The 21919-nt window shown below is 40.3% G+C and carries 18 protein-coding genes; 13 read left to right on the forward strand and 5 right to left on the reverse strand.

Annotated features, from left to right (window positions below; all coding sequences use genetic code 11):
- Nucleotides 1-26: 26 nt before the first annotated feature.
- Together RMY31_RS22280 and RMY31_RS22285 are read left to right on the forward strand one after the other, a co-directional pair.
- Nucleotides 27-230 (forward strand): hypothetical protein, encoded by a 204-nt coding sequence (locus RMY31_RS22280; RefSeq protein WP_322661679.1) that lies wholly within the window; start codon nucleotides 27-29, stop codon nucleotides 228-230.
- Entirely contained in the window at nucleotides 227-832 is a 606-nt protein-coding gene (locus RMY31_RS22285) for an MT-A70 family methyltransferase (protein WP_322661681.1), read from the forward strand. Before RMY31_RS22280 ends, RMY31_RS22285 begins: the two co-directional genes overlap by 4 nt.
- A gap of 61 nt (nucleotides 833-893) precedes the next feature.
- Here RMY31_RS22285 and RMY31_RS22290 read toward each other — a convergent pair whose 3' ends face one another.
- Nucleotides 894-1853 (reverse strand): cytosolic protein, encoded by a 960-nt coding sequence (locus tag RMY31_RS22290; protein ID WP_322661683.1) that lies wholly within the window; start codon nucleotides 1851-1853, stop codon nucleotides 894-896.
- Between the two features lie 40 nt (nucleotides 1854-1893).
- Here RMY31_RS22290 and RMY31_RS22295 point away from each other — a divergent pair, with 40 nt between their 5' ends.
- From RMY31_RS22295 to RMY31_RS22305, 3 genes are all read left to right on the forward strand, one after another.
- A complete protein-coding gene (locus tag RMY31_RS22295; protein ID WP_322661685.1) occupies nucleotides 1894-2043 on the forward strand; it encodes a hypothetical protein in 150 nt (49 codons plus the stop codon).
- 112 nt (nucleotides 2044-2155) lie between these two features.
- On the forward strand, nucleotides 2156-3526 hold the full coding sequence (locus tag RMY31_RS22300; protein ID WP_322661687.1) for a DNA cytosine methyltransferase: 1371 nt from the start codon (nucleotides 2156-2158) through the stop codon (nucleotides 3524-3526).
- Between the two features lie 69 nt (nucleotides 3527-3595).
- A complete protein-coding gene (locus RMY31_RS22305) occupies nucleotides 3596-3757 on the forward strand; it encodes a DUF1392 family protein (RefSeq protein ID WP_409878188.1) in 162 nt (53 codons plus the stop codon).
- On the opposite strand, the gene RMY31_RS22310 is transcribed toward RMY31_RS22305, so the two are convergent.
- Nucleotides 3747-3941: a hypothetical protein gene (locus RMY31_RS22310; RefSeq protein ID WP_322661688.1), complete on the reverse strand. Its 195-nt coding sequence runs from the start codon at nucleotides 3939-3941 to the stop codon at nucleotides 3747-3749. The genes RMY31_RS22305 and RMY31_RS22310 overlap by 11 nt on opposite strands.
- A 248-nt stretch (nucleotides 3942-4189) precedes the next feature.
- Between RMY31_RS22310 and RMY31_RS22315 the strand changes: the two genes are divergently transcribed.
- The 8 genes from RMY31_RS22315 (at nucleotide 4190) to RMY31_RS22350 (ending at nucleotide 13805) form a co-directional block, all read left to right on the forward strand.
- The gene (locus tag RMY31_RS22315) at nucleotides 4190-4555 is read left to right on the forward strand and encodes a hypothetical protein (RefSeq protein WP_322661689.1); all 366 of its coding nucleotides are present in this window, start codon (nucleotides 4190-4192) and stop codon (nucleotides 4553-4555) included.
- 605 nt (nucleotides 4556-5160) lie between these two features.
- The gene (locus RMY31_RS22320) at nucleotides 5161-6309 is read left to right on the forward strand and encodes a M14-type cytosolic carboxypeptidase (RefSeq protein WP_322661690.1); all 1149 of its coding nucleotides are present in this window, start codon (nucleotides 5161-5163) and stop codon (nucleotides 6307-6309) included.
- A gap of 20 nt (nucleotides 6310-6329) precedes the next feature.
- Complete coding sequence (locus RMY31_RS22325) at nucleotides 6330-7439, forward strand: fatty acid desaturase family protein (RefSeq protein WP_322661692.1); 1110 nt, start codon at nucleotides 6330-6332, stop codon at nucleotides 7437-7439.
- 66 nt (nucleotides 7440-7505) lie between these two features.
- The gene (locus RMY31_RS22330; protein ID WP_322661694.1) at nucleotides 7506-8759 is read left to right on the forward strand and encodes a hypothetical protein; all 1254 of its coding nucleotides are present in this window, start codon (nucleotides 7506-7508) and stop codon (nucleotides 8757-8759) included.
- A gap of 48 nt (nucleotides 8760-8807) precedes the next feature.
- Nucleotides 8808-9812, forward strand: coding sequence for an alanine racemase (locus RMY31_RS22335; protein ID WP_322661696.1), 1005 nt, complete (start codon nucleotides 8808-8810; stop codon nucleotides 9810-9812).
- A gap of 600 nt (nucleotides 9813-10412) precedes the next feature.
- Nucleotides 10413-11288 carry a class I SAM-dependent methyltransferase gene (locus RMY31_RS22340; protein WP_322661698.1) on the forward strand — a complete coding sequence of 292 codons (876 nt, stop codon included), beginning with the start codon at nucleotides 10413-10415 and terminating at the stop codon, nucleotides 11286-11288.
- A 481-nt stretch (nucleotides 11289-11769) separates the two neighbouring features.
- A protein-coding gene (locus RMY31_RS22345; RefSeq protein ID WP_322661709.1) for an IS630 family transposase occupies nucleotides 11770-12788 on the forward strand; the annotation gives its coding sequence in 2 pieces (ribosomal slippage) (nucleotides 11770-12202 and nucleotides 12202-12788; 1020 coding nt in all).
- A 165-nt stretch (nucleotides 12789-12953) separates the two neighbouring features.
- Entirely contained in the window at nucleotides 12954-13805 is an 852-nt protein-coding gene (locus RMY31_RS22350; protein ID WP_322661700.1) for a GNAT family N-acetyltransferase, read from the forward strand.
- Nucleotides 13806-13926: 121 nt separating this feature from the next.
- On the opposite strand, the gene RMY31_RS22355 is transcribed toward RMY31_RS22350, so the two are convergent.
- The 3 genes from RMY31_RS22355 to RMY31_RS22365 form a co-directional block, all read right to left on the reverse strand.
- A complete protein-coding gene (locus RMY31_RS22355) occupies nucleotides 13927-17592 on the reverse strand; it encodes an NB-ARC domain-containing protein (protein ID WP_322661702.1) in 3666 nt (1221 codons plus the stop codon).
- 41 nt (nucleotides 17593-17633) lie between these two features.
- Nucleotides 17634-18569: an IS982 family transposase gene (locus RMY31_RS22360; RefSeq protein ID WP_322661704.1), complete on the reverse strand. Its 936-nt coding sequence runs from the start codon at nucleotides 18567-18569 to the stop codon at nucleotides 17634-17636.
- A gap of 69 nt (nucleotides 18570-18638) precedes the next feature.
- The gene (locus RMY31_RS22365) at nucleotides 18639-20909 is read right to left on the reverse strand and encodes a pyridoxal phosphate-dependent decarboxylase family protein (protein ID WP_322661706.1); all 2271 of its coding nucleotides are present in this window, start codon (nucleotides 20907-20909) and stop codon (nucleotides 18639-18641) included.
- Between the last annotated feature and the right edge of the window lie 1010 nt (nucleotides 20910-21919).

Consider the following 21919-nt stretch of genomic DNA (forward strand, 5'->3'; position numbering starts at 1 on the left):
ACAGTTAATTACAGGTTAATAAACTTATGAAAGTCGTAGTTCAAATAGTCGAGAAAGTCGTCAGTGAAGCACACATTTATCTACCAGATGGACTGACAGAAGAAACCATCAGACAACATATTGTTGGACTTTATAACAGTGGCGAAATGACTCCTGATTTAAACATCTTCCAAGTTGATTTTGAATCCATCAGTGCAACGATTGTCCAACAACCACAGGAGGCCGCATGAGACTTTCAAATCTACAAGGTCAGTACCAGTGCATTGTGATAGATCCTCCTTGGTTCTATCGCCTCCGAAATCAAGATAAGACCCATCGCAACCGCATCCCTTATCAACCAATGCGGACTGAAGAAATTCTGGCACTGCCCGTTCGGGAGTTGTCTGATAGCAAGGGGTGTGTTCTCTTTTTATGGTTTACCAACAATCACATGATTGAGGCTTCCCAATGCTTACAAGCTTGGGGTTTCGACCTCAAGACGATTGTGACTTGGGAAAAAGTCACCAAGGATGGCACTAAAACACATCTTGGGACTGGCCACTGGCTAAGAAACTGCACTGAACATTGCGCTTTGGCTGTTCGGGGGAATGTGAGGGCTTTTGCTGGACAGACACTCACAAACCAGTCCACCATACTACACGCACCACGCCGTGAACATTCCCGTAAGCCCCCTCAGTTTTTTGAACTTGTAGAGAAACTCTGTCCTAACATGACCAAACTGGAGATGTTCGCACGAGAGTCAAGAGTTGGCTGGGATTGTTGGGGGGATGAGGCGGAGATGTTCGATCGGCCTGTTGAGGGGCATGATGGAGATATTTCGTTGAGTGCGTAATTAAGGCTAATTTTGGCACTCAAAACTTACGCTCACCTTGAAAACTAAATATCAAACAATACTAATTTTCTGAAGGATTTTCAGTTGTAGAGGACTGGTAGATTTGACGCAATTCATCAATTGAAGTCGCTGTTTTTATACCTTCTTTAATTTTTCGTAATTGTTCAATGTCATAAATTTGGGAAACTTCATCCATCACCCCAAGTGAAGAAACACCAAATTTAAGTTCTAAACCTAACTCAATCCCTTCTAACAGTCCTAAGCGAATACCACTACGCTCAACCGAAGTAACATACTGCATACGTTTAGACTCCTCAAAGTCTCGATATTCCTGCCAGAATTCCAACTCGAATTGATCTGGTAGGGTCATCATCCAATCAATAAATCGGAATAAGTTTATGATATCGTCTCGCCCCAACCCTTGCTCATATAGCCTTTTGACTAAAACTAGTTTCTGCTGCTTGCGCTGTAGCCTATCACTGCTGGTTTGTACTGCTGCCAAGTGAGCCATGATCACCGTAGCAAAGGGGTTGCGACTAGTTTCTAACTCTTTCCACCTTTGTTGATAGTCTAACAGCTTGATTACAGGAAACTGAAAATCAACCGTACACCCAAATAATTCATAACCGAATCGATTTGGTAGCCACTTGATGTTTTCATCCCCCAATATTGCTAAGGAAGCAACTGAGCGATCGTAACGGTCAAAAATTCGATAGTTGTAAACAAACATCCGTTTAGGGAAATCGGTTTCCTCTTGACTTTGGACTTCGATATGGATCAACAGCCAAGATTCTTCACCGCCAACGCGATAGATTTTCACCAATTTATCAATCAGTCGCTTTCCTAATTCAGCATCACGAACTACTTGCTGGAGTTCCTGATCTAAAAACTCGAAACCTCTACTCCAATCAATTTGAGCATGGGTTTGGGGAAAGAAAAATCTCATAAAGTCTTCAAAATACAACTGCAACATCTGCTTCCAGGGGGAATCGTATTCAGTTTGAGGTGTTTTTTGAGCCATTTTTCAAAGTTATCTAATTTCAAATTAGTAGAGTGTAATTATGCCAACAAACATCGAATGGACAGACTTAACAGATAATATCATTCGTGCCAAAGAAGGTGGCTGGTGGTGTCAATCCAATTCGCAATTCGCAATTCGCAATTATTCTCCTACGCCCAAAGGCGAGGGCTTGAATATTAATACTATGTAGATTTATTTTTTCTCAATAAATTGAGAGGCTTGTATCCCTGAATGAATCATTGGTCACAAGTTAAAAGAGAGCAAATTTTGTCAATCGATTCACTCATACGGTGATGCTCACTATGTCTGTTGCGACACCCGAAAAATTCTTAGAGAAAGGACTCAAAAGCCCAGGTTTCGAGTCAGTCGGATATCTTTATCCGTACTTAGAAACTAAAAAGTTACAAGACGGTTCGACAGCATTATATCCCCGTGTCATCGGTGAACGTGATTCAAATAACGCTTCTCATTGGCGGTGGGGCTTCAATTGGAAGGAGAAAGTAGATGGTGTTTGGAAAGGTCGCTCTATCGGCTCTATCCCTTGGAGTGCAGTAGCTCTGATTCTCCAAATGCAACGTCAAGGAGCTACCAGAGATGACATCATCGCCTTCATCAAACGAGCAAAAGCTAAAAAACCACTTTCTGGCAAACCTATCATTCCAGCCAACGCACCGACAGCTGTTGTACTATTCGCCGGGGGCGGCGGGATTGAAGCAGGTATGGTGCAAGCTCTTCTTCGTCCGGTCGTCGCGGTGGAACATGACCCAACAAAACCACAACTGAGTGCAGCGATCGCCCACACTCACCATTGCAACTTCAGCGAGTATGGCTGCAAAGTAATCCAGCAAACAGTACAGGAAGTAGCACAATCAGGATTTCGCGGCTTTCCCACCAGACCCGATTATCTCCATGCCTCCCCGGTGTGCGCCAACTTCAGCCAAGCCCACACTGCAAAGGCTGGCACTGCAATAGAAACTCCTGATGACCTGACCGCAGCGCAAGCAGTAGCTCAAGCTATTCGACAGTTGCGACCACGAGTATTTACGCTCGAAAATGTTCCACGCTACCAAAGTAGTCAAAGTTTCGCCATTATCCTGAACACGCTGGAGTCACTTGGCTATCACGTCAATTACAGCGTGGTAAACATGGCTGACTATGGACTACCCCAGGCGCGGCGGCGGTTAGTTCTGGTGGCTTGTCAGGATTTGGCTATTTCACTACCTCCAACATCAGGACATATCGGTTGGTATGGGGCGATCGCGCATCTAATCCCCATGATGCCCGATTCCCAATTACTTGCTCGACAACAGCAAGCAGTAGAACGATTTTTGGCTGCAAATGAACCCGCACCCCTGCTTATAGAACGAGTTGGGGGACGAAATGGATTGAAGCTCAAGCCTGGGCATTTACCTGCTAATACTATCGTGCGATCGCATTTCACCGATCGCAAGGGGTGCAATAGGAATAAGTTTGCGGATATTTGGTTGCCTGATGGTACTGTGAAGTCTTTATCAATTGAAGCTGCTGCCATTTTGCAAGGGTTTCCGTCTTGGTATGAGTTGCCACCGGAAACTGCAACGGCTGGGTCAATCATCGGGTATTCTGTTCCTCCTAGTTTTGCTTGTCAATTATTTACTTATATTCAACGACAATTATCAGGGGCAATTGTATGACAAACCGAGAGCAACTCACTCCAAACTTGCTGGTACATCTCACTACCCTGGCATAAGGATGTCCCGCAGATACTCGTTAGTCTGTTAGAAAAAGTTTATATCCTTAATCTTACAAAAATAGTCGGTTACTGCTGTGGAATCGAGTGGTTTAATGACGGCTGGCGTTATTCTATTGCAACCGAACGCGGGATTATCTCGGTTGGGGAAAATGAACTTACTGTTACGGGTTAGATTCTACCGCTACGCATTCTCCTGCTAGAGTTAATGCTGTATTCCTAATTTCTTCTTCTAATGTTTTAAAAGTTTGAGCCGACCATTCGCTCAGATTTTTAATTTCTAAAAGTTTCGTAACTTTTTCTTTAAAGTCTGACAATGATTTGCTTAAATCTAAACTTGAATATATTTTTTCATTCATGAAGTGACGGCAAACTCCCTGTTTTGATATTCAACATCAAAACCATTATTCAAAGGGCATCCTACACTTTTTTGTTTCCATAATAAATTTAAACAACTCTCAAAATAGACTACTCTCGTGTATTTTCAGTATTAACTCTCTTCTGAAAGTATTTATTTTAACTAGCTACTTAAATACATGATTTAGCGATCGCTCGTTTTTTACCCGACTTCAGAAAATCGCGTTGCTCCCCCAGCTATAGAGGCCCGTTGTTAATTTGTGCTGCCAAGAAAACTAGCATTCACCAAAAACTCACTCATAACTACTTCCTTAGTAAGTATCAAAAAATACTAGCCAATACTGATAACTACATTGAATGGGAAGATTTGCCCTTTGGTCATGCCGTGGCTCTGGCTGATTTCACCGCTTGTATCAGCATGACTGAAGCATTCATCAAACAGCAATCGCAAACTGAACTTGAAACTGGGGATTGGCAAGTCGGGCGATTCGCTTGGAGGTTAGACAATATACGGCGGATTGTCCAGCCTATTCCTATCACTGGTAAGCAAGGTTTGTTTAATGCCCAGATTGTACTACCAGAACGACTAGAACCGATACTTACTCAAAGTTTATGAGTAACACTAGGGTCGCCGTGGGTGAATCAGCAATTTAGGAATTGTCAAAGCCTTGCGAAAGCCAGCCTCCAGGCTGGATTTATCCCCTTTTCCTGCACACTCTTGACAAATGTGCAATTACCTTAACCTCTCACGGATGCTAAGGTATTGCCTTTAGCACCCGATTTCGATTACTGTACCGTATTTACTGTGCTGCTTCTTAAATCCTTGAACAGCAAGCTTTTCACGACTTAACGGGAAAAGTCAGATTCTGCCATAGGTAAATTCCTTTCTACGAAACTTTCAAATTCCGACCTATTTAAATTAAACTTCCGACCTACTTAGGCTAAACTCCCGACTAAACTCCCGACTTATTTGTTTTAAAAAGTGTTGCTCTGATGACCATAGTAATTGTAAGATTCAAACGACAGCAACATAAAATATATTAAGCCTTCTAATAAACACACATTTGCTCTACCTAGAAAGTTAAAAAGTAATGGTAAATTAAAAAAATTAAGGATATCGATAGTGAGTAATTCAATAATTTCTAAGAATAAAAATAATTTAACAATTGTTTTTCTGGTTGTTGAAATTTTTAAATAAAAAAGTGAAGTACCAAAAAAAATATGCAAATTACTAGTGATTTTGAGTGTGGAAATATACAAATTTGCTCACTTAATGGTAACTTTATTAAAGCAAAGATTAAAACTGACCAGTACTCCAAAGATTTCCAGTGGTTCTACTTCAAAATTGATGGCTGCAAAAACGCCAAGCTTCATATAGATATTGTTAATGCTAGTGAGGCATCTTTTCCAGACGGTTGGTATGATTATTCGGCGCTGGCATCATACGATGATGCCATCTGGTTCCGTGTGGATACTACCTATGATGGTAAAACACTTACTATAAAATTTACGCCTGAGTGTGACAAAGTTTATTTTGCTTATTTTGAGCCATATAAACAGAAACAACATACTTGCCTAGTTAAAAGACTGAAAGCTACACCCTATTTTTTAGGATCATACAACGGTCGAAGCGTCGAAGGGCGCACGATAGATGTCATAAGGCTGGGGCTGCAGACATCGGTAATACGCAAGAAAATATGGATGATCGCACGCCAACATCCTGGTGAGACAATGGCCGAATGGTTTGTAGAGGGTATCGTTGATCAGATTGAAGCGAATGACGAAGAGATTCGTCGCATTCTCAACGCCGCTGATATCTACTTGATTCCTAACCTGAACCCCGATGGCTCTGCCCTCGGTAGCCAGCGATCTAATGCTGCAGGTATAAATTTAAACCGAGAATGGGTTGCGCCGAGTGTCGAGCGTAGCCCCGAAATCAAGTATGTTAAGGGTCTGATTGAGCAAACTGGCATCGACCTATTCCTTGACGTTCATGGAGAAGAGACCCTGCCATACGCTTTTGTGATGGGTTGTGAAGGAGTACCTTCTTATAACGCGCAAGCGGCAGAGCGCGAACGCCAATTTAAAAACGTGCTATTAAAATCCAATTTTGATTTTCAGGATGATTATGGTTATCCCAAGAAAAAGAAAGGTGAAGCAGATTTGACAATGGCAAGTAATTACATCGGAGAAACTTATCGCTGCCTTTCATTGACAATCGAGATGCCTTATAAAGATTGCAAGAACAATCTAGATCCAGACAAGGGATGGACTGTTTTACGAAGTAAAGCTTTAAGCAAAAGCGTGATATTAGCAATTGATGAATTCATTTGCTTGCAGGGTAACAGTTCACAATATCAGTCAGTATAAGTCAGGCAAGGAGACTAGCAATGTTTAATATCATTGTGTACTTAGTAACAACCGCTACCGCATTATCGGTTGTTGACTATATTTATCATTTTCCGGAAGTAGTGAAGATAAATAAGGTTCCTTCTCATAGCATGACTAGCAAAGAAATATACCATTTCTTGAAGAGTTTTCGTGCCAAGAAGTACGACAACTTGATTGGTGTCCTACCGATGATGTCAAATGTGCTATTGTGCATAGCTTCAGTCTTAGCTGCAAAGGTTGTCAATCATTTAGCTTTCGACCTACTGTGTATGCTGTTTATTGCTGGCCGGTTCCGTTCCCTCGAAGAGCTAGGGCATATGGCGATTCATGGGTCAGTATCACCGTCTGAGAAGCTTAATTTTTTTCTCGCCAACGTATTTTTTCAGTTCCCTCTATTTAAGCCCAATTCGCTGGTTCGCCGCCAACGGCACTGCGTTGAACACCATCCTAACGTCAATTTAAAGGGTCTCGATCCGGGTTTACAGGACTTCTACGACATCGGCTTTGTACCAAATATTTCGGAGAGAGCTTTCTGGGCTGGGGTATTTTATCCTTTAACGCCGTCAGGTATCAAAACACGTCTTAAGGGATGCTTAAATAACGTACTGATGGATGTCAAGAACTTGAAATGGCTTACACTGCGTTTATTCTGTGTTACAGCAGTGATAGCTCCGTATTTATATTACGGTATGTATTACGAACTTGTAATGTTTTACTTATTACCATTAATTTTTATCTTCCCACAATTCTATTGGCTGTCGCAAGTTGTAGAACACCGTTGGTTCATCAACGTCATCGGGAAGGATCGGCTAGAACGCGAGATGAGCAGCGGTCGCCCGACTGACTATCCTGGCATTATAGGCTTATTTTGGAAAACACATCTGTTCCCAATTGGAGACAGCTACCATATGGCGCATTCACTCTTTCCCCACGTTCGATGGAACTACCTACCAGCGGTTGATCGGCTACTGAAGCGCAATCTTCCCGATTATTCGGAACGCATCAGCGTAGGTCTGTTCTTGAGGGGGGGCGATCATCCGTCCGCACTCTCAGATCTGCGTGAACAAATGGTAGTGTCTAGACAGAAAGCCGAAACCCAAATTAATTGACCCCACTCAGTAATGAAGCAAACTTAACAGATCTGATAAAAGTGAAATCAAGCGTGGAAAAATCAAATGGAAATTGGTGTCCTTAAAGAGATTAAAGAAGGTGAAAAACGCGTTGCTTTGAGACCTGACCAGGCATCTGTATTGAAATCTTACGGACATAGAGTTTATGTAGAAAACGGAGCAGGAGTAGGCTCCGGTTTTCCAAATACAGAGTATGAAAAAAACGGGAGTATTGTTGTTTCCAAATGTGAGGTTCTGGACAAAGCGCGGTTATTGTTGAAGGTAAAAGCTCCATTACCAGAAGAATACAGAGACTATAATGAAAATCATACATTATTCACTTATCTCCATTTTGATGAGAACATTGCCCCACAACAGATTGAGGAGCTTATTAGCAGAGGTTTTCTCGGTATTGCTTACGAATGGGTTGGTGAGAATAAGCACTATCCACTACTACAGCCAATGAGTAGACTCACAGGCTACCTTTTCGCCCAAAAGGCTTTATATCTATGTGCTTGGAATAAAGGAGTATTCTGTAGCGGCAACGAAAGCTTTTTACCGTCTGCTTATGCAATGATCATTGGTCTGGGCAACATAGGTCTATCAACGCTGAAGTACTTTCTCGACAACAAGCTTAAATTGACCGTGCTAGACAATGCTGATCTACAAAGTGCAAATACCAAAGCTAATGTACGCTTTAAGACAACGAACATTGATTATATTAGAGCGTTCAACATCGATTATATCCAAATGGATATCAATAATCCGGTGATAACTAAGGATGCAATCACCAAGCGGATGCAGGCTCTTGACATTATCATTTGTAGCGCTGTCCGGCGACAGAATCTATCTAAGGACAAGGTCGAGTACTTGATTGATCGAGAAATGGTATCTCAGATGACTCCTGGTAGCGTTATCTGTGATGCCACAGCGAACGATAAAGACTTAATCGAAACCTGTATCTCATCTGCATCGTTGCATTACACCTATGAAGTCAATGGTGTTATTCACTATAATTGCGACCATATTCCAGCATTAGTTGCAAGAACAGCAACCCAACTTTTAACACAAGAGAGCTTTCATTATGTCTTGCAAATGGCTAACAACGGTATAGTCGAGACTATTCTAAGTAATCGATTTTTATGTAATGGAGTGAGCTGCTTCAAGGGTCAGCTAACCCATAAGGATACTGCTACCAAGAAAGGACTGCCTTGGCAGCCGATTGGTGAGCTTTTACACAGCGATAGTGTTCGTCAACGCTATGCTTTAGAAGCAGTGGCTTTTGGGTCGGTCGTCATGTCAACATCAGAGCGTGACTAAAGATGAGTTACGCCACACTTAAGATTTAAACATAAGGACGAGCGTATCATGTCAATAGTAGTTACTGTCGATCTTGCAAAGCTCCAAGAAAATATCTGGAAAGCCACCAAGATCTGTTGTGCTCAAGATCTGGAGCTAGTTGCCGTAGTCAAAGGTCTGTGTGGACACATCAATATATGTCGTCAGATTATTCAGGCTGGGCTGACGAAGCTGGCTGATTCTAGATTGCACAACATCAAAACTTTGAAGCAAGCTGGAATCGACTGCGAAATGACGTTGCTGCGGCCACCTTCAATGGACGAGATCGATGATTGCATTACATATGTAGATACCAGTTTTAACGTTGATCTCGATGTCCTTCGTGCGCTGTCACATCAGGCGCAGTTGATGTGTAAGGAACATAATGTCAGCATTGTTTTTGATGCTGATACCCACCGTGAGGGATTGAAAGGCAACACTTTACAGCAGGTTTGTCAGGAGGTACTTGAGCTACCGAATCTTCAGTTGACTGGCTTGGCAATTTACTTTGCTAAAAAGGAAACCGATTCTGAGTACTTCCAAAAGGAGGCAGAATTGGTAAAGCAAGTACGTGCTATAGAAACAGAATTTGGTCTTAGCTTACCAACTGTATCGGTGGGGTCGTCCGGTGCGTTTGGAAGTTTTGTTCGAACCCAGCAGATACCAGAGGGAATTAATCAGTTTAGAGTGGGAACCGGATTGCTACTCGGCATATCATCCTCGGTAGGACCAGAATACATTGAGGGATTTCATCACTTCGTTTTCACCCTACAGGCAGAGATCATGCAGATAATCCATGACGGTGTCAAAAACAGGACGGCTGTACTACACATGGGTAGGGTTGATGTAGAGCTTGCGGGCTTAATACCAACTGATGAACTTTCTGTTTTTGACATTACTAGCGATCACACAATGATTTGTCTAGGTGAACGTCACGCCGATTTAGCAGTGGGCGACAAAGTGACTTTTGGAGTGAATTATTACTCGTTAAATCGTTTGTTTTTGTCCCCGTACACTCAGGTAGTTTTAGTTTGAGCATCAAATAGGTTATGTTACAAAGACTGACTGAAGTCGTAGTTAGAAATTTTTTTATGACTTCCACTAGAGGATGTTGGAAAATATTGGAGAGATACAAGCTCAGGGCAAGCGCATCTTGTCAAGAATAACACTATATTGTTAGTAAAGCTTACCTCTTGCACGAATCAAGAAGACAGAGCAAATTTATAATTTAGAATTCCAGCAATCAAGTTGCAACACAAGCCAAAGCGTTTTCTGCGGTTACGATATTGTTTTTGGAATACAAAAAATCTTAAGCCAGCGGTTGATGTGTTCATCAAAAATGTGTTCATCAAAAACATGTAGTTGAGCTAAATTGCGATTGTGCTGGCGTTCAGGAGTGGATAAATCAGCCCTAGAAGGTTTTTTAGTAGGGATACAGCTATGAGTATGGAGTTTAGCAATTCCTTAGTAGCTCTTATCGCCTAAACACAACCGTGAAGTATAAAATTTAATGTGCGTATTTTTTAGTAAACGAAGGTCTTTAACACGATCAATTCCATAAGAAGTACAGAGTATTGTGCAAAGCACAATTTATTAAACCTCTCAAGTAGAAAAGTTAGGAAACTCAAAACAACAATGACTTTCTCGCAATTAAATAGCTTTGACAAAATCAGCCCAACGGCACTACTTATGACCTATGCTAGACAATTTAGCGACACTCCGTACGCTGCGGAACTTGCTCAAATTGTTGATGCTCAGACAGTCTTTGACCAATATGCTAGTGACGGTTTTCAAAAGCTTCTTCATTTAAGTCCGATCGTTGAAGCTCGCTACAAAGCGGTTAACCATGTGCTTGCTAAGTTTGAGAGTACACAAATTATGGAACTTGCATCAGGGTTGCTACCGCGTGGGATGGTAATGTCTCAGGATCCAAAAGTTACATATGTCGAAAGTGACTTGCCTACTATGATTGACCTGAAAAAACAGATAGTTACCCAATTGATTGGAGAGCGTTCTAATCTTCATTTTGAAGCAATAGATGCAACCAACTTGCTAAACAATCTCCCGCTGCATACAAACTACCTGCGCTCTAGCGAGAAAGTTATCGTTTTATGCGAAGGATTGCTACAATACCTAACTTTTTCTGAAAAAGAACAAGTTTTTACAAACGTTCGGGAGATGCTTCAGCATTATGGAGGAGTTTGGATTACTACTGACATCGTTACTAAGGAACGTCAGCTTCAGATGCAAGGACATGACTTAGCAATGCAGAACTTTTATCAAACAATTGCTAATACTACAGGAAGATCCATATTGAATAATACCTTTAACAACATGGAGCATGCTAAAGAGTTTATTTTAAAACAAGGGTTTTGCATTGAGGAGTACAGTACACTTGAAGTTATCGAAGAACTGACTTCTTTGCAACGATTGGGAGTTACTCCTGAGTCTATCAAGCCTCTCCTAGCAACCATGCCTGTCTTTGTGCTTACTCTTAATGCTTGTACTTGAAAGGTTTCTGAATAAAGAGATTGTTGACGCACAAAGAGGAGCAGTTTTGTATTGCAGGTAATTTAAGAAGAACTAATGGAATAATAAGAGTAATTTACTGATTTTGAAAGTATTTCCTTCCTCTTCTGAGTTCATACACGGATGGCATTTAAAAAAACGTTAAGCCTAGATATCACTGAGTTTTAGGTTAAAGGATATAAGGATGTGGAAAGAATTAGATTTAAAATTAAGATACCAGCGAGTCAACACAGCTTATAGTTTTCTTACACTCCTACATCCAATTCTGATAAAGGTTTTATCTAAAATTAGTGCCATTCGGTTCGTACACGTTTTGTTTACAATACAGATATTTTCCTCAAACAAATTTGAAGTATCCATATAATGGCTTGTCAATATATAGCAATCCTGCACAATTAGTGAGAAAATACGGAGGTAGTTATAAAGTAAAATTTAAGACTATACTGCCGACACAGCCATGTGGATAGAATCGCTAGAAAATTTTATCAAAAACAGCAAGGAGCAGCGTGAAATACAGCGTGCTACAGCAGTAAAAATGCTGCTATATGGCTACAAGCATGAACAGATCATGCCAATACTAGGTGTATCGAGTGGTTTCATCAGTAAATGGAAGAAAGCGTTTTTTAAAAATGGAGTGGATGGTTTAAAGCTGGGGTATAAAGGCTCGGTTGTAATGCTCAATGAAAAGCAAAAAACAGAGGTAGTTGAATGGTTACAAACTAAGGATACTTGGACGTTGAATGAGTTAGAATACCACATTGCATCTCAGTATGGAGTGACATTCACCTCGAAACAGAGTTACTACGAACTGTTTGAAACAGCACGGATTAGTTGGAAGAAAGCACAAGCCAATAATCCAAAACATGACCCGGATTTAGTAGACTCAAAGAAAAAGCGATTTGTGAGTTATTGGCAGCGCGACGCACTGAAATAGAGGCGGGAGAACTAGTGGTTTTCATGATTGATGAATGTCATTTACTGTGGGGTGATATATGTGGATATGTTTGGGGAAAAACTAGTGAGCGAGTCAGCATTCCAGTAGTGAATGAGCGTGAGAAACAAACATATTATGGTGCATTAAACTACAAAACTAAACAATTTCTGATTTACAGAGCTAAAAAAGGTGATTCAGAAAATACACTTAAATTTTTAGAATATCTTCGTTCACAAAGTCCAAAGGCAAAACTATTAATTATTTGGGATGGTGCTTCTTACCACCGTTCACAGCCTATCAAAGATTATTTAGAATCTCTCAATGGTCAACTGCAACCAGAGCAATGGTTGATCGCCTGTGAAAGATTTGCTCCCAACGCTCCCCAACAGAATCCCGTAGAAGACATTTGGTTACAAGCCAAAAGATTGATTCGAGAGTTTTATTTTTTATGTGATTCTTTCTCAGTGGTTAAGAGTTTATTTGAGTGGTCTGTACAAGGTCAAATATTTGACTTTCCTAAACTCCATGAATATGGTGTTTTCTTATGAATCATTTAGTATTGCTATATCCATAACACTAAGCATCTAGATATGCCTAAAATACCTGACTGCAATCACTATCAGTGATGCACTCACAATCAACACACGGTTTGTGTAATGCATCTAACCCAGTAGGATGATGGCTACTGTAAACTCACATCTTGTACCAAACGTATGATACCGAATATTCGTAACCTGACTGAAGCTGATTTTAAAGATATCGATCCAGTTCTTATGGCAGCCTATGGTAAAACATCCAGTTTCAAATCTGATTTACAGCGTTATTTAGCCCTCCAGCCTGATGGATGGCTGATAGCCGAGTGCGACGGTGTACCAGTTGGGATGGTCGGCGCAGTGGACTATGGCGCAATCGCTTACGTTGGTGTGCTGGGTGTTCACCCCACTTTTCAACGCCAAGGTATTGGACTAATGTTGATGAAACAAATACTGGAATGGCTTGACAAACGTGGTTGCCCATCAGTGGTACTGGATGCGACCACAGCAGGCGTACCAATTTATGCCAGGCTTGGTTTTATTGAAGTGGAGAAAAGCTTAGTATTCCAGCAGGAAACTGCGCCGCAGTTTCTTCCATCTCGCACCAAGCGCGTGAGTGCGTTGCGCTCGACTGACCTTACAGCATTAGCTGCTTTTGACACACCGCTATTTGGTGCTGATCGCCAAACTGTCTTTGCTGCCTTTCTAAGCGAGTTTCCAGATCGCGCGTTCATTGCTTATGACCAAACTGGTCAGGTCGTTGGTTATCTACTTGCACAGCCCCAAAACTTAGGTCCATGGGCAGCCAGTACATTGGAAGCTGCTGAGGCGCTGCTAGCAAGGGGGTTGCTGCTACCCTTTGAAGATGTACCCCGTGTGTTACTTCCTGGTTCAAACCGAATAGCGACGACTCTTTTAATGCGCTACCGTTTCACAAAGCAAAGCGTGTTAAGCCATATGTGTCGTGGCAAAAATACAGCACTCGGTAAACGTGCCATGCTTTATGGAATGGCAAGCTTTGCACTTGGATAGGAAGATATCAAAGCTTGGTCTCAAAGCTTTGAACAATCTGGCTTTGGAGTTTTCGAATAAGCCTGATTACACCATAATTATTTGAAGTATAAAGCTGTACTGCATAAAGCAATTCATCTCTTCATTCAGCAACGTCGAATTCAAATGCTCCTAGAGCTTTTAAAGTGTTTTTTTGACTGTCGTTTAAACCATTGACTCCTGTAAGATTCATGCCTTCGTAGGGTCTTTCAACTCTTAGTGTTTTCAGGTATTTTGCTGTTTTAACATTCCATATTATGATTGTTTCATCTTCGCTAGCACTGCTGATAGTATCACCATTAGGACTGAAGGCAACAGACCGTACACGAGCAGTATGACCAGACAGGACTTGGGACTGCCCAGTATGAAGATCCCAAAGGCGCACAGTTTCATCTTCGCTACCAGTGGCCAAGATGCGGCTATCAGGACTGAAAGCTACTGACCATAACCAATTAGTATGCCCTTCAAAGGTTTCTAAGCATTGACCCATATCTAAGTCCCATAACTTAACAGTGCAGTCCTCGCTACCACTAGCTAGAAGTTTACTATTAGAGCTGAAAGCAATAGACCATACTCCTTTAGTATGTCCTTTCAAAATCTTCAAACACTGACCAGTAGAGACATCCCACAAGCGTATAGTTTGATCGTCACTGGCACTAGCTAGAGTTGTTCCGTCTGGACTAAAAACGGCTGCCCAAACTCGACTTGTGTGTCCCCATAAAGTTTTAAAACATAAACCTGTGTAGATGTCCCACAGGCGTACAGTTTGATCGTCACTGGCACTAGCTAAGATTTTTCCCGTTGGATCAAACCTGACTGACCATATCCAACTGGTATGTCCTAATAAAGTTTTACAGCATTGACCGCTATAAATATCCCAAAGGCGCACAGTTTTATCTTCACTACCACTCGCTAGCATCCAACCATTTGAACTGAAAGCCACAGACCAGACCCAATTTGTGTGTCCATGTAAAGTTTTGAAACATAAACCCGTGTTAATATTCCATAGGTACACAATTTTATTTTCACTTCCAGCAGCCAAAATTTGACCATTTGGATTGAAAGCAACTGACTCTAGTCCACTATTGCGCCCTTGCAAAGTTTTGATACATTTACCATTACTGACACTCCAAAGTTTTACTTTCTGGTCATAACCACCAGTAACTAATGTTTTTGCATCAAAGTTAAAGGCAACTGCTCGAACCCAACTATTATGTCCTAGTAAAGTTTTAATGCACTGACCAGTGTTAATATCCCAAAGCTTTACGGTCTGATCATCACTTCCACTAGCTAAAGTTATACCATCTGGACTAAAATCAATCGAATGCACACAATTGGTATGCCCTAGTAAAGTTTTGATGCATTGACCAGTGTTAACATCCCACAAACGTATAGTTTGATCGCTGCTAGCACTTGCTAGGATTGTATCACTAAGGCTGAAGGTAACTGAAGTTACTGCTTTTGTATGTCCTAGTAAAGTTTTAATGCACTGACCAGTGTTAATATCCCAAAGTTTTACGGTTTGATCATCACTTCCACTGGCTAAAGTTGTACCATCTGGACTGAAATCAATCGAACGCACACAATTGGTATGCCCTAGTAAAGTTTTGATGCATTGACCAGTGTTAACATCCCACAAACGTATAGTTTGATCGCTGCTAGCACTTGCTAGGATTGTATCACTAGGGCTGAAGGTAACTGACCACACATAATCACTGTGTTCTGTCCAACTTCTAAAGCATTGACCAGTCTTAACATCCCATAAATACACAATTTTATCTTCACCACAACCAGCTAAGGTCATACTATTAGAACTAAAGTCTACTGAGCGTAGCCAATTATGTCCCTCAAAAGTTAAAAGTTTTTTTCCATTTGCAACTTCCCATAAATGAACTTTTGCCTTTGCATCGCTTGTAGCTAAAAGCTTTCCATCTTGACTAAATTTTACAGATAAAACGCTACTAAAAATTTCAGCAAAACTAGACTTGGATAGGTCAGAGTATGCAAAATTGACCTGTTGGAGATTTATCCCTTGGAGATAAGCTTGATAAACTGTAAGCCCAGAAAAATCACAACCTTTAATCTCAGTTTTTAATTGACATAGCATATTCAGTATATTTCCTGCCGCATATCCGATTTTCTGGTGAGATTCCTGTTGCAGTTTTAATATGATTTGTTTTAGCTTTTCTTCAACACTACTTTTATTACCTAAAGTATTGAGCAACCTATCTAGACATGGTTTAAGTATAAGGCTGATTTGACTTTCTCTAACATAGTCCTTCGCTGAAGCCTTGAGCAGAGCATGGCTATTTAAAATTTTAATTTTTTCCATTATAATTTCTTCACAAACCTGCTCAATTAATCGTTCTGTTAAGTAATGCATAATAACAGGTTGTACAGTAAACGCCAAAGAATTATTTTCTAAAGGTAAGCGTCGTTGTAGTAATTGCAAAGTTGATGAAATGTTTTCTTTGAAGACTGGTGATAGGATATCTTCTTTTAGTTCTGAAATCGTAACTGGTTCGCGATTAATAGCAAACCAATACATAAGCTCTTTTTCACAATCTGATAAGTATTCAAAATACCAATCTAATAAATCACGAATTTCAATAAAAATTTTTTGCCCTTCTATTAGAAAAGAAGAAATATTTCCATCAAATACTTCGATAATATGCTTGGCAGCAAGCTCTAACGCTAAGGGGTTTCCTTTGTAAAATTTAATTAGTTTTTTCCATTCTTCATTAGAACCAGAAAAAGAACCAAGTTCTGTAAAAATTTTTTGTCCATCCAAATTATTTAAACCACTTAATTTAAAGCAGCGAACAGGGCGTTTTTTACCTTCCATTAGAGCAATATTTTGAGGTTTTTCACGACTAGTAATTAGTATAGAACTTTGATGAAAGGTTTTTCCAAGCCGATTGAGTAGCTCATTATATCCCTCATATTCCTCTAAATATTTTTCAGCATATAAGTTATTAACACCGCCTTTTAATGACATGCTTCTTTGTATAACTGTCTCCCAATTATCTAGTATCAATAGACAGCGATGCTCTTGTAGGTAATGAAGCAATCGTGAAATTTTACCCTCTAAAGTATCCGGTAAATAAAGCTCTTGTTGATTCGAGAAAAACTTTATTAAATCTGTTAGAATTTCTGTAATGGATGGAGCATTGATTAACCTTCGCCAAATGAGGTACTCAAACTGATCTTGAATTTCACTTGCAAGCTTTAGCGATAAATATGTTTTACCAATACCGCCCATACCCCAAACTACCAATAATCGACAGCAATCATTAACAATCCACCGCTTTAGCGTGGTTATTTCTGAGATACGCCCACAGAAAACATCAATTTCAGGTTTATCTCCCCAATCTTGATATATTTGAATACAAGGCTTCTGACATTCATCCTTTGGCAATAATGAAATAACAGACTCTGTTAATGTAACTTTACTTAATAGTAATTTTAAAGAATCTTGTGAGGATAATTGCAGCCAAGATTCCATTAAGGCTGGAAAATTATTTTTATTGATCTTCTTTCCCAGTACCATTGAAAGCTGATGCCACAACTCGTAACCAGTATCTTTAACGTGTTGTTGACTGAGATTAAAAGTTTGTGCCATTTTTGAATAAGTTAAATTTTGCCAAGAATATTTAAGTATTTCGATTTTGAGAATACTAAGGTGCATTCCTGTTCTCGCAAAAATTAGTTCGTCTAAAGTTTTCACTACTTCTTCAAAATACATAATACAATTAACTCTGGCGATCAAATAATCAGAAATCTTTAGGAATTAAGTAACCTGAGCTCGGGTTAAGCAGATGGAGGCAAAAGCCATTCAAGATGAAGGCTAGGCTTGTGAGGCTGATGACAATAAGCAATCAGTCCACACAGAACATTAACGCAAAAATTCACAGGACTACGATGTCTGGAATGTTCAATTTGGGAAATGTTCTTGAGTTGATCGTTAATAGTCTCAATAATGGAGCGTTTACGGGACAAAAGCTTGTCATGAAGTCGCATGAGTTTATTCTTCATGTTGCGACGGGGTTTGGCAAAAAATTCAATCTCGAAGTCTTGTAAAAGTTGAGTAGCTAATTGTTGAGAGACGTAACCTCTATCAGCAAAGACTTTACCAAACAGTCCACTGAGTAAATCATATACAGGCTGACGGTCATCAATATTACCAGGAGTGAGAATCACATTTAAAAGTTGACCTAACTCATTGACGACTAGATGAAGTTTAAAACCAAAGAACCAATCCACAGAAGTCTTGCCCTTCGGGTTCAGTAGTTTCCCATCGCCGGAAACCGCCAAGATGGGAACTACTTCACCACGCGCAGCTAAATCCTTAAACACTCGATGGCGCGAAATGCGACGATTATGGCAGACTTTCAAGCTAGTTGAATCGATAAAACTGATACCAGTACATCGTCCAAAACAATGCTTCAAATAGACGCACAACGGTATCAAGGTTGATGGTATCCATTCGATAAATCTTTGATCAGAAGGAAGACCTGGAAACGCATCACTCCAATATTGTTTCACTTGATTCAAATAAAAATACTTGAAATTTCGGTAGTGATTCTGATGGAATGCAATCAGTATCCTCATGATCTCGCTCAAACATAGACTTTTCGCCCGATTACGTTTTATTCCTCCATGTATCAACAGCCTTTTTTGCCATTGGGCTTCAAACGCTTGACACAAATCATCTACATGGCAGAACAAGGCATCTAAACTAAACATAGGGCAGATTGCTGGATTTAACGCTATTTTCAGCTTACTACCTGCCCTTTTCCTTATCCCGAACTCAGGTTACTCTATTTCATCTTGAATGTCTTCAATCACCTTTAAAATCGATTCCCGAATTATTCCCTCCAAGACATCGATAAACGAACCTTCAGCTGTTTCAGTCGTCCAAGGATTTTGGACTACAGTACGGATGACAGTAATCGGTTCATCTGTTTCTCCTGTCACCCCTAAACGCTTCTTGTAATGTTCAATGAAATAAGAACCATAAGCTTCTTTGGTAAAATCTGTGGTACTAACAATAATCGGATAATTGTTAATATCATCCCCTTCATCAATACTTAGGTTTTCATAATACCGTTTATTGAGAAGGTTCGCGTTCTTTAAGCTGGTATTGAGTTGACCATTAATTTTGAAGTTAAAAGCGTAAATCAAGATGTTTAAATCTGGCCCAAGTTCTTCAAGTGCGGCCATAGCTTCTTCATCCTGCTCAATCTCTTCATTCGTTTTACCATCTACTCTTTCACGAATGAATTTAATTTTTTCTGCTTCTGTATTCCCTGGAATAGAATCTGGAATTAAAGTTAGAGGAACAATAGTAAACGGATCTTCCTCTTTGGCCATACACAACAGTCGAGCATAGAGTTTATCACCAGTGAACAGAGCCTGACCCAAAATCCTACCATAGCCATCTTTGGTAGGTCGAATGACGCGATGGCTCAAATATACCGCCGCTGGAGCCGCACCTGGTTTAGATCCCTCAATCCCATAAATACCAATGGTTGGTTCTGCTTCTCCATGAAAAACGTAGGGGGCAACGAAAGTAACTAAATTCCGCATCGCTGAGTTGCGATAGCACAAAGCTCCCGCCGGATAGGGGATGTAACCTGATTTATGGGGATCGACGGTGATCGAGTCAGCATAGGTCAGAGCGGCAAATTGCTCCTCTACATAAGCACTCAAGGGAGAAATTGGCGGTGCTGTATCTTTGGGAGAAGCTAAACCAAAGTCTGCGTCGGTACGTAATAGTGTTGCGAAATATCCCCCCCAAGCAGCATCAGCATGAACGGTAAACTGTAATCCTTTTTGGCTAAATTCTTCTCGTAGTTCCAGAATTTGCTTGAGCGGATCGACTGCGCTTTCCTCGGTGGTGCCGATAACTGCAACGACGGTATAGACAGGAATATGGTTGTCTAGGCAATATTGTAAATCTACTTTTAGACTATAGCCTTTTAGTCCATCTTGGTCAGTTTGAGGTTCAATAGGCTCAATTCTCATCCTGCCATGTTCGTCAACTTCCACATCAATCATGTGGGAGGCTCCGATTCCTAAAACAGCTGCTGCTTTCGGGAATGAATAATGTTTGGTTCCTGGTACAAAAAAGACTGGCGATTCAATGCCTTGCAAATAACGCTTAGAAAATTCCTGAATGCCTAGATCTTGCACAGAATACTTCGACAAGGCAGCAGATAAGATAGTAGAAGCTTGACTCTCATCAATACCTTGACTCATTAATTGATTGGTGATTTGCGTAGACAAGCCTAAGATATCATCAACTTTGAGGTTTAACAGTTGCCAAGTGTCGAGTGTGGTTAATTGCTGCTCTGTCCAAGTTCCAGAAGTTGGTAAGTAGGCATTAATCGCGATATTGCCTACTATCTGTTGCAATTTTTCATCTTCTTTCAAAGCTTCTTTAATCGCAATGGGATAAAATTTGAGATTTCTCGCTGACCAAATAGCCTCTATGTTAGCAACTGTTCCCCCACAAGTGATATGTCCCCAGGCTCGCAGCTCATCACTTTCACTTTCCTCTGGCGGAACGTAGTATCCTAGCATCCGGCAAAGATCGTCACCTACCTCGATTTCCAGTCTTGTAGTGACAGTGGAGGCTTCAAAAGCCACATTATTAGCGTTGTATAGCATTCCCGCAAAGTAGCCGAGTACCGACGGAATGGTTGAATCCCAACCCATGTGTCCTTGATAGCGCATACTGAAAAAGGGAACGGAGTTCTTCAGCTGTTCTAATAAGTCCTTATAACCTTCATCAAGGAGAGCGATCGCTTCTTGGTAGTCTGTTGAACGCTTAATCTCAGTAGTAATATGACAAGGATCCTCAGGAAAATAACTCTTTCTCCACTCAGCGTGAGATTGGATTGCCTCTAGTATCCATGCTTGCAAATGGTGGATATTTTCTGCTTTTGGGCCTAAAAACCAAGCTTCTACCGATCTTGAGCCAGTTGTCCTTAAGTTTAGGGTGTCTGATTTTGCAAAAGATTCTTGGATACGGTGTGTTGCCTTTTCAAAAGCTTTGCTGGAAGTCTCTCTGGGAGTTCTCATAAAAACCTTCTCCTTGTAAGTCAAACAGATTCAGCGTTAATCCAGTTTGTCTGCACTGATTCGCATTGCAGATTGTCGTCAATATTGGCAACATGAACATCTAGCTCGATTTATGTTGGGAGAACTTTTGGAATTTTGAATTTACATCTAATGTCAAAACACTTGTTAGGTGTTTGCGATCGCATGTCTAACTTACGCAAACATTACGAAAGAATGTAAACGCAAAGCAGAAATCACAGGGTAGAATAGGGAACTTTACAGAGTTTTTGCGTAAGCCTTGATGTGAATTTGTGTTGTCATCATCAAGCAATTTGCTTAATTTGTAAACAGAAAAAAAGATGTATCAAAAATTACACTAAGTCTACGAATTGACAAATATATTTAAATAATTAATAGCCTTGAGCAAGTTATATGTACAGTGACTTTTTATTTGTCGCTGTTCCAAATTAATGTCATTGAGGGTGTAAAGCTTGCACTCAAAGAGGCTTCGTAAATTGGCGAAGGTATTGACAATAATAAATATATTATAAATAAAGTGATGCGCTTAAACATTTTATGATAGATAGTAACTAGTAGCTATTGAGTAAACAAAAACACAAGAGTTATACCTTCTCTGGAGCAATTCTTTCGTCGATATTTTAAGCCAACCGTTATATATGACTGCTCTCAAGAGCTATCGCTTTTGAGTGTAGGCGTGTATTTACTGATTTTAAAACCAAACAGACCAAAATAATTGACACACCAGTAAATTGACAAAGTTATGAAATTTAACTTCAGAACCTTATCGCTGGCTATACCGTCTCTGCTTGTAGGAATCACTGTGCTATTAGCCTGCGATTTCAGACAAGAATCCTTTAACATTCATCAAGCATTAGACTTGTCCGAAATATTAACTTAGTAAAAGAAAAATGGTAAAACATTTAATTGAGTCCCTACCATTTTTCAATATTAGTTATGGTTTTTGATTATATCCAAAAGTATCCACTACGAACAAAACAAATTTTAGGGAT

It is taken from the genome of Dendronalium sp. ChiSLP03b, assembly GCF_034531165.2.
GTDB classification, from domain to species: Bacteria; Cyanobacteriota; Cyanobacteriia; order Cyanobacteriales; family Nostocaceae; genus Dendronalium; species Dendronalium minutum.

Excerpts from the sequence above, each read along its gene's own strand:
- RMY31_RS22280 (WP_322661679.1), top strand. The coding sequence starts at position 27 with ATGAAAGTCGTAGTTCAAATAGTCGAGAAAGTCGTCAGTGAAGCACAC.
- RMY31_RS22285 (WP_322661681.1), top strand. The coding sequence starts at position 227 with ATGAGACTTTCAAATCTACAAGGTCAGTACCAGTGCATTGTGATAGAT.
- RMY31_RS22290 (WP_322661683.1), bottom strand. The coding sequence starts at position 1,853 with ATGGCTCAAAAAACACCTCAAACTGAATACGATTCCCCCTGGAAGCAG.
- RMY31_RS22295 (WP_322661685.1), top strand. The coding sequence starts at position 1,894 with ATGCCAACAAACATCGAATGGACAGACTTAACAGATAATATCATTCGT.
- RMY31_RS22300 (WP_322661687.1), top strand. The coding sequence starts at position 2,156 with ATGTCTGTTGCGACACCCGAAAAATTCTTAGAGAAAGGACTCAAAAGC.
- RMY31_RS22310 (WP_322661688.1), bottom strand. The coding sequence starts at position 3,941 with ATGAATGAAAAAATATATTCAAGTTTAGATTTAAGCAAATCATTGTCA.
- RMY31_RS22320 (WP_322661690.1), top strand. The coding sequence starts at position 5,161 with ATGCAAATTACTAGTGATTTTGAGTGTGGAAATATACAAATTTGCTCA.
- RMY31_RS22325 (WP_322661692.1), top strand. The coding sequence starts at position 6,330 with ATGTTTAATATCATTGTGTACTTAGTAACAACCGCTACCGCATTATCG.
- RMY31_RS22330 (WP_322661694.1), top strand. The coding sequence starts at position 7,506 with ATGGAAATTGGTGTCCTTAAAGAGATTAAAGAAGGTGAAAAACGCGTT.
- RMY31_RS22335 (WP_322661696.1), top strand. The coding sequence starts at position 8,808 with ATGTCAATAGTAGTTACTGTCGATCTTGCAAAGCTCCAAGAAAATATC.
- RMY31_RS22340 (WP_322661698.1), top strand. The coding sequence starts at position 10,413 with ATGACTTTCTCGCAATTAAATAGCTTTGACAAAATCAGCCCAACGGCA.
- RMY31_RS22350 (WP_322661700.1), top strand. The coding sequence starts at position 12,954 with ATGATACCGAATATTCGTAACCTGACTGAAGCTGATTTTAAAGATATC.
- RMY31_RS22360 (WP_322661704.1), bottom strand. The coding sequence starts at position 18,569 with ATGTTTAGTTTAGATGCCTTGTTCTGCCATGTAGATGATTTGTGTCAA.
- RMY31_RS22365 (WP_322661706.1), bottom strand. The coding sequence starts at position 20,909 with ATGAGAACTCCCAGAGAGACTTCCAGCAAAGCTTTTGAAAAGGCAACA.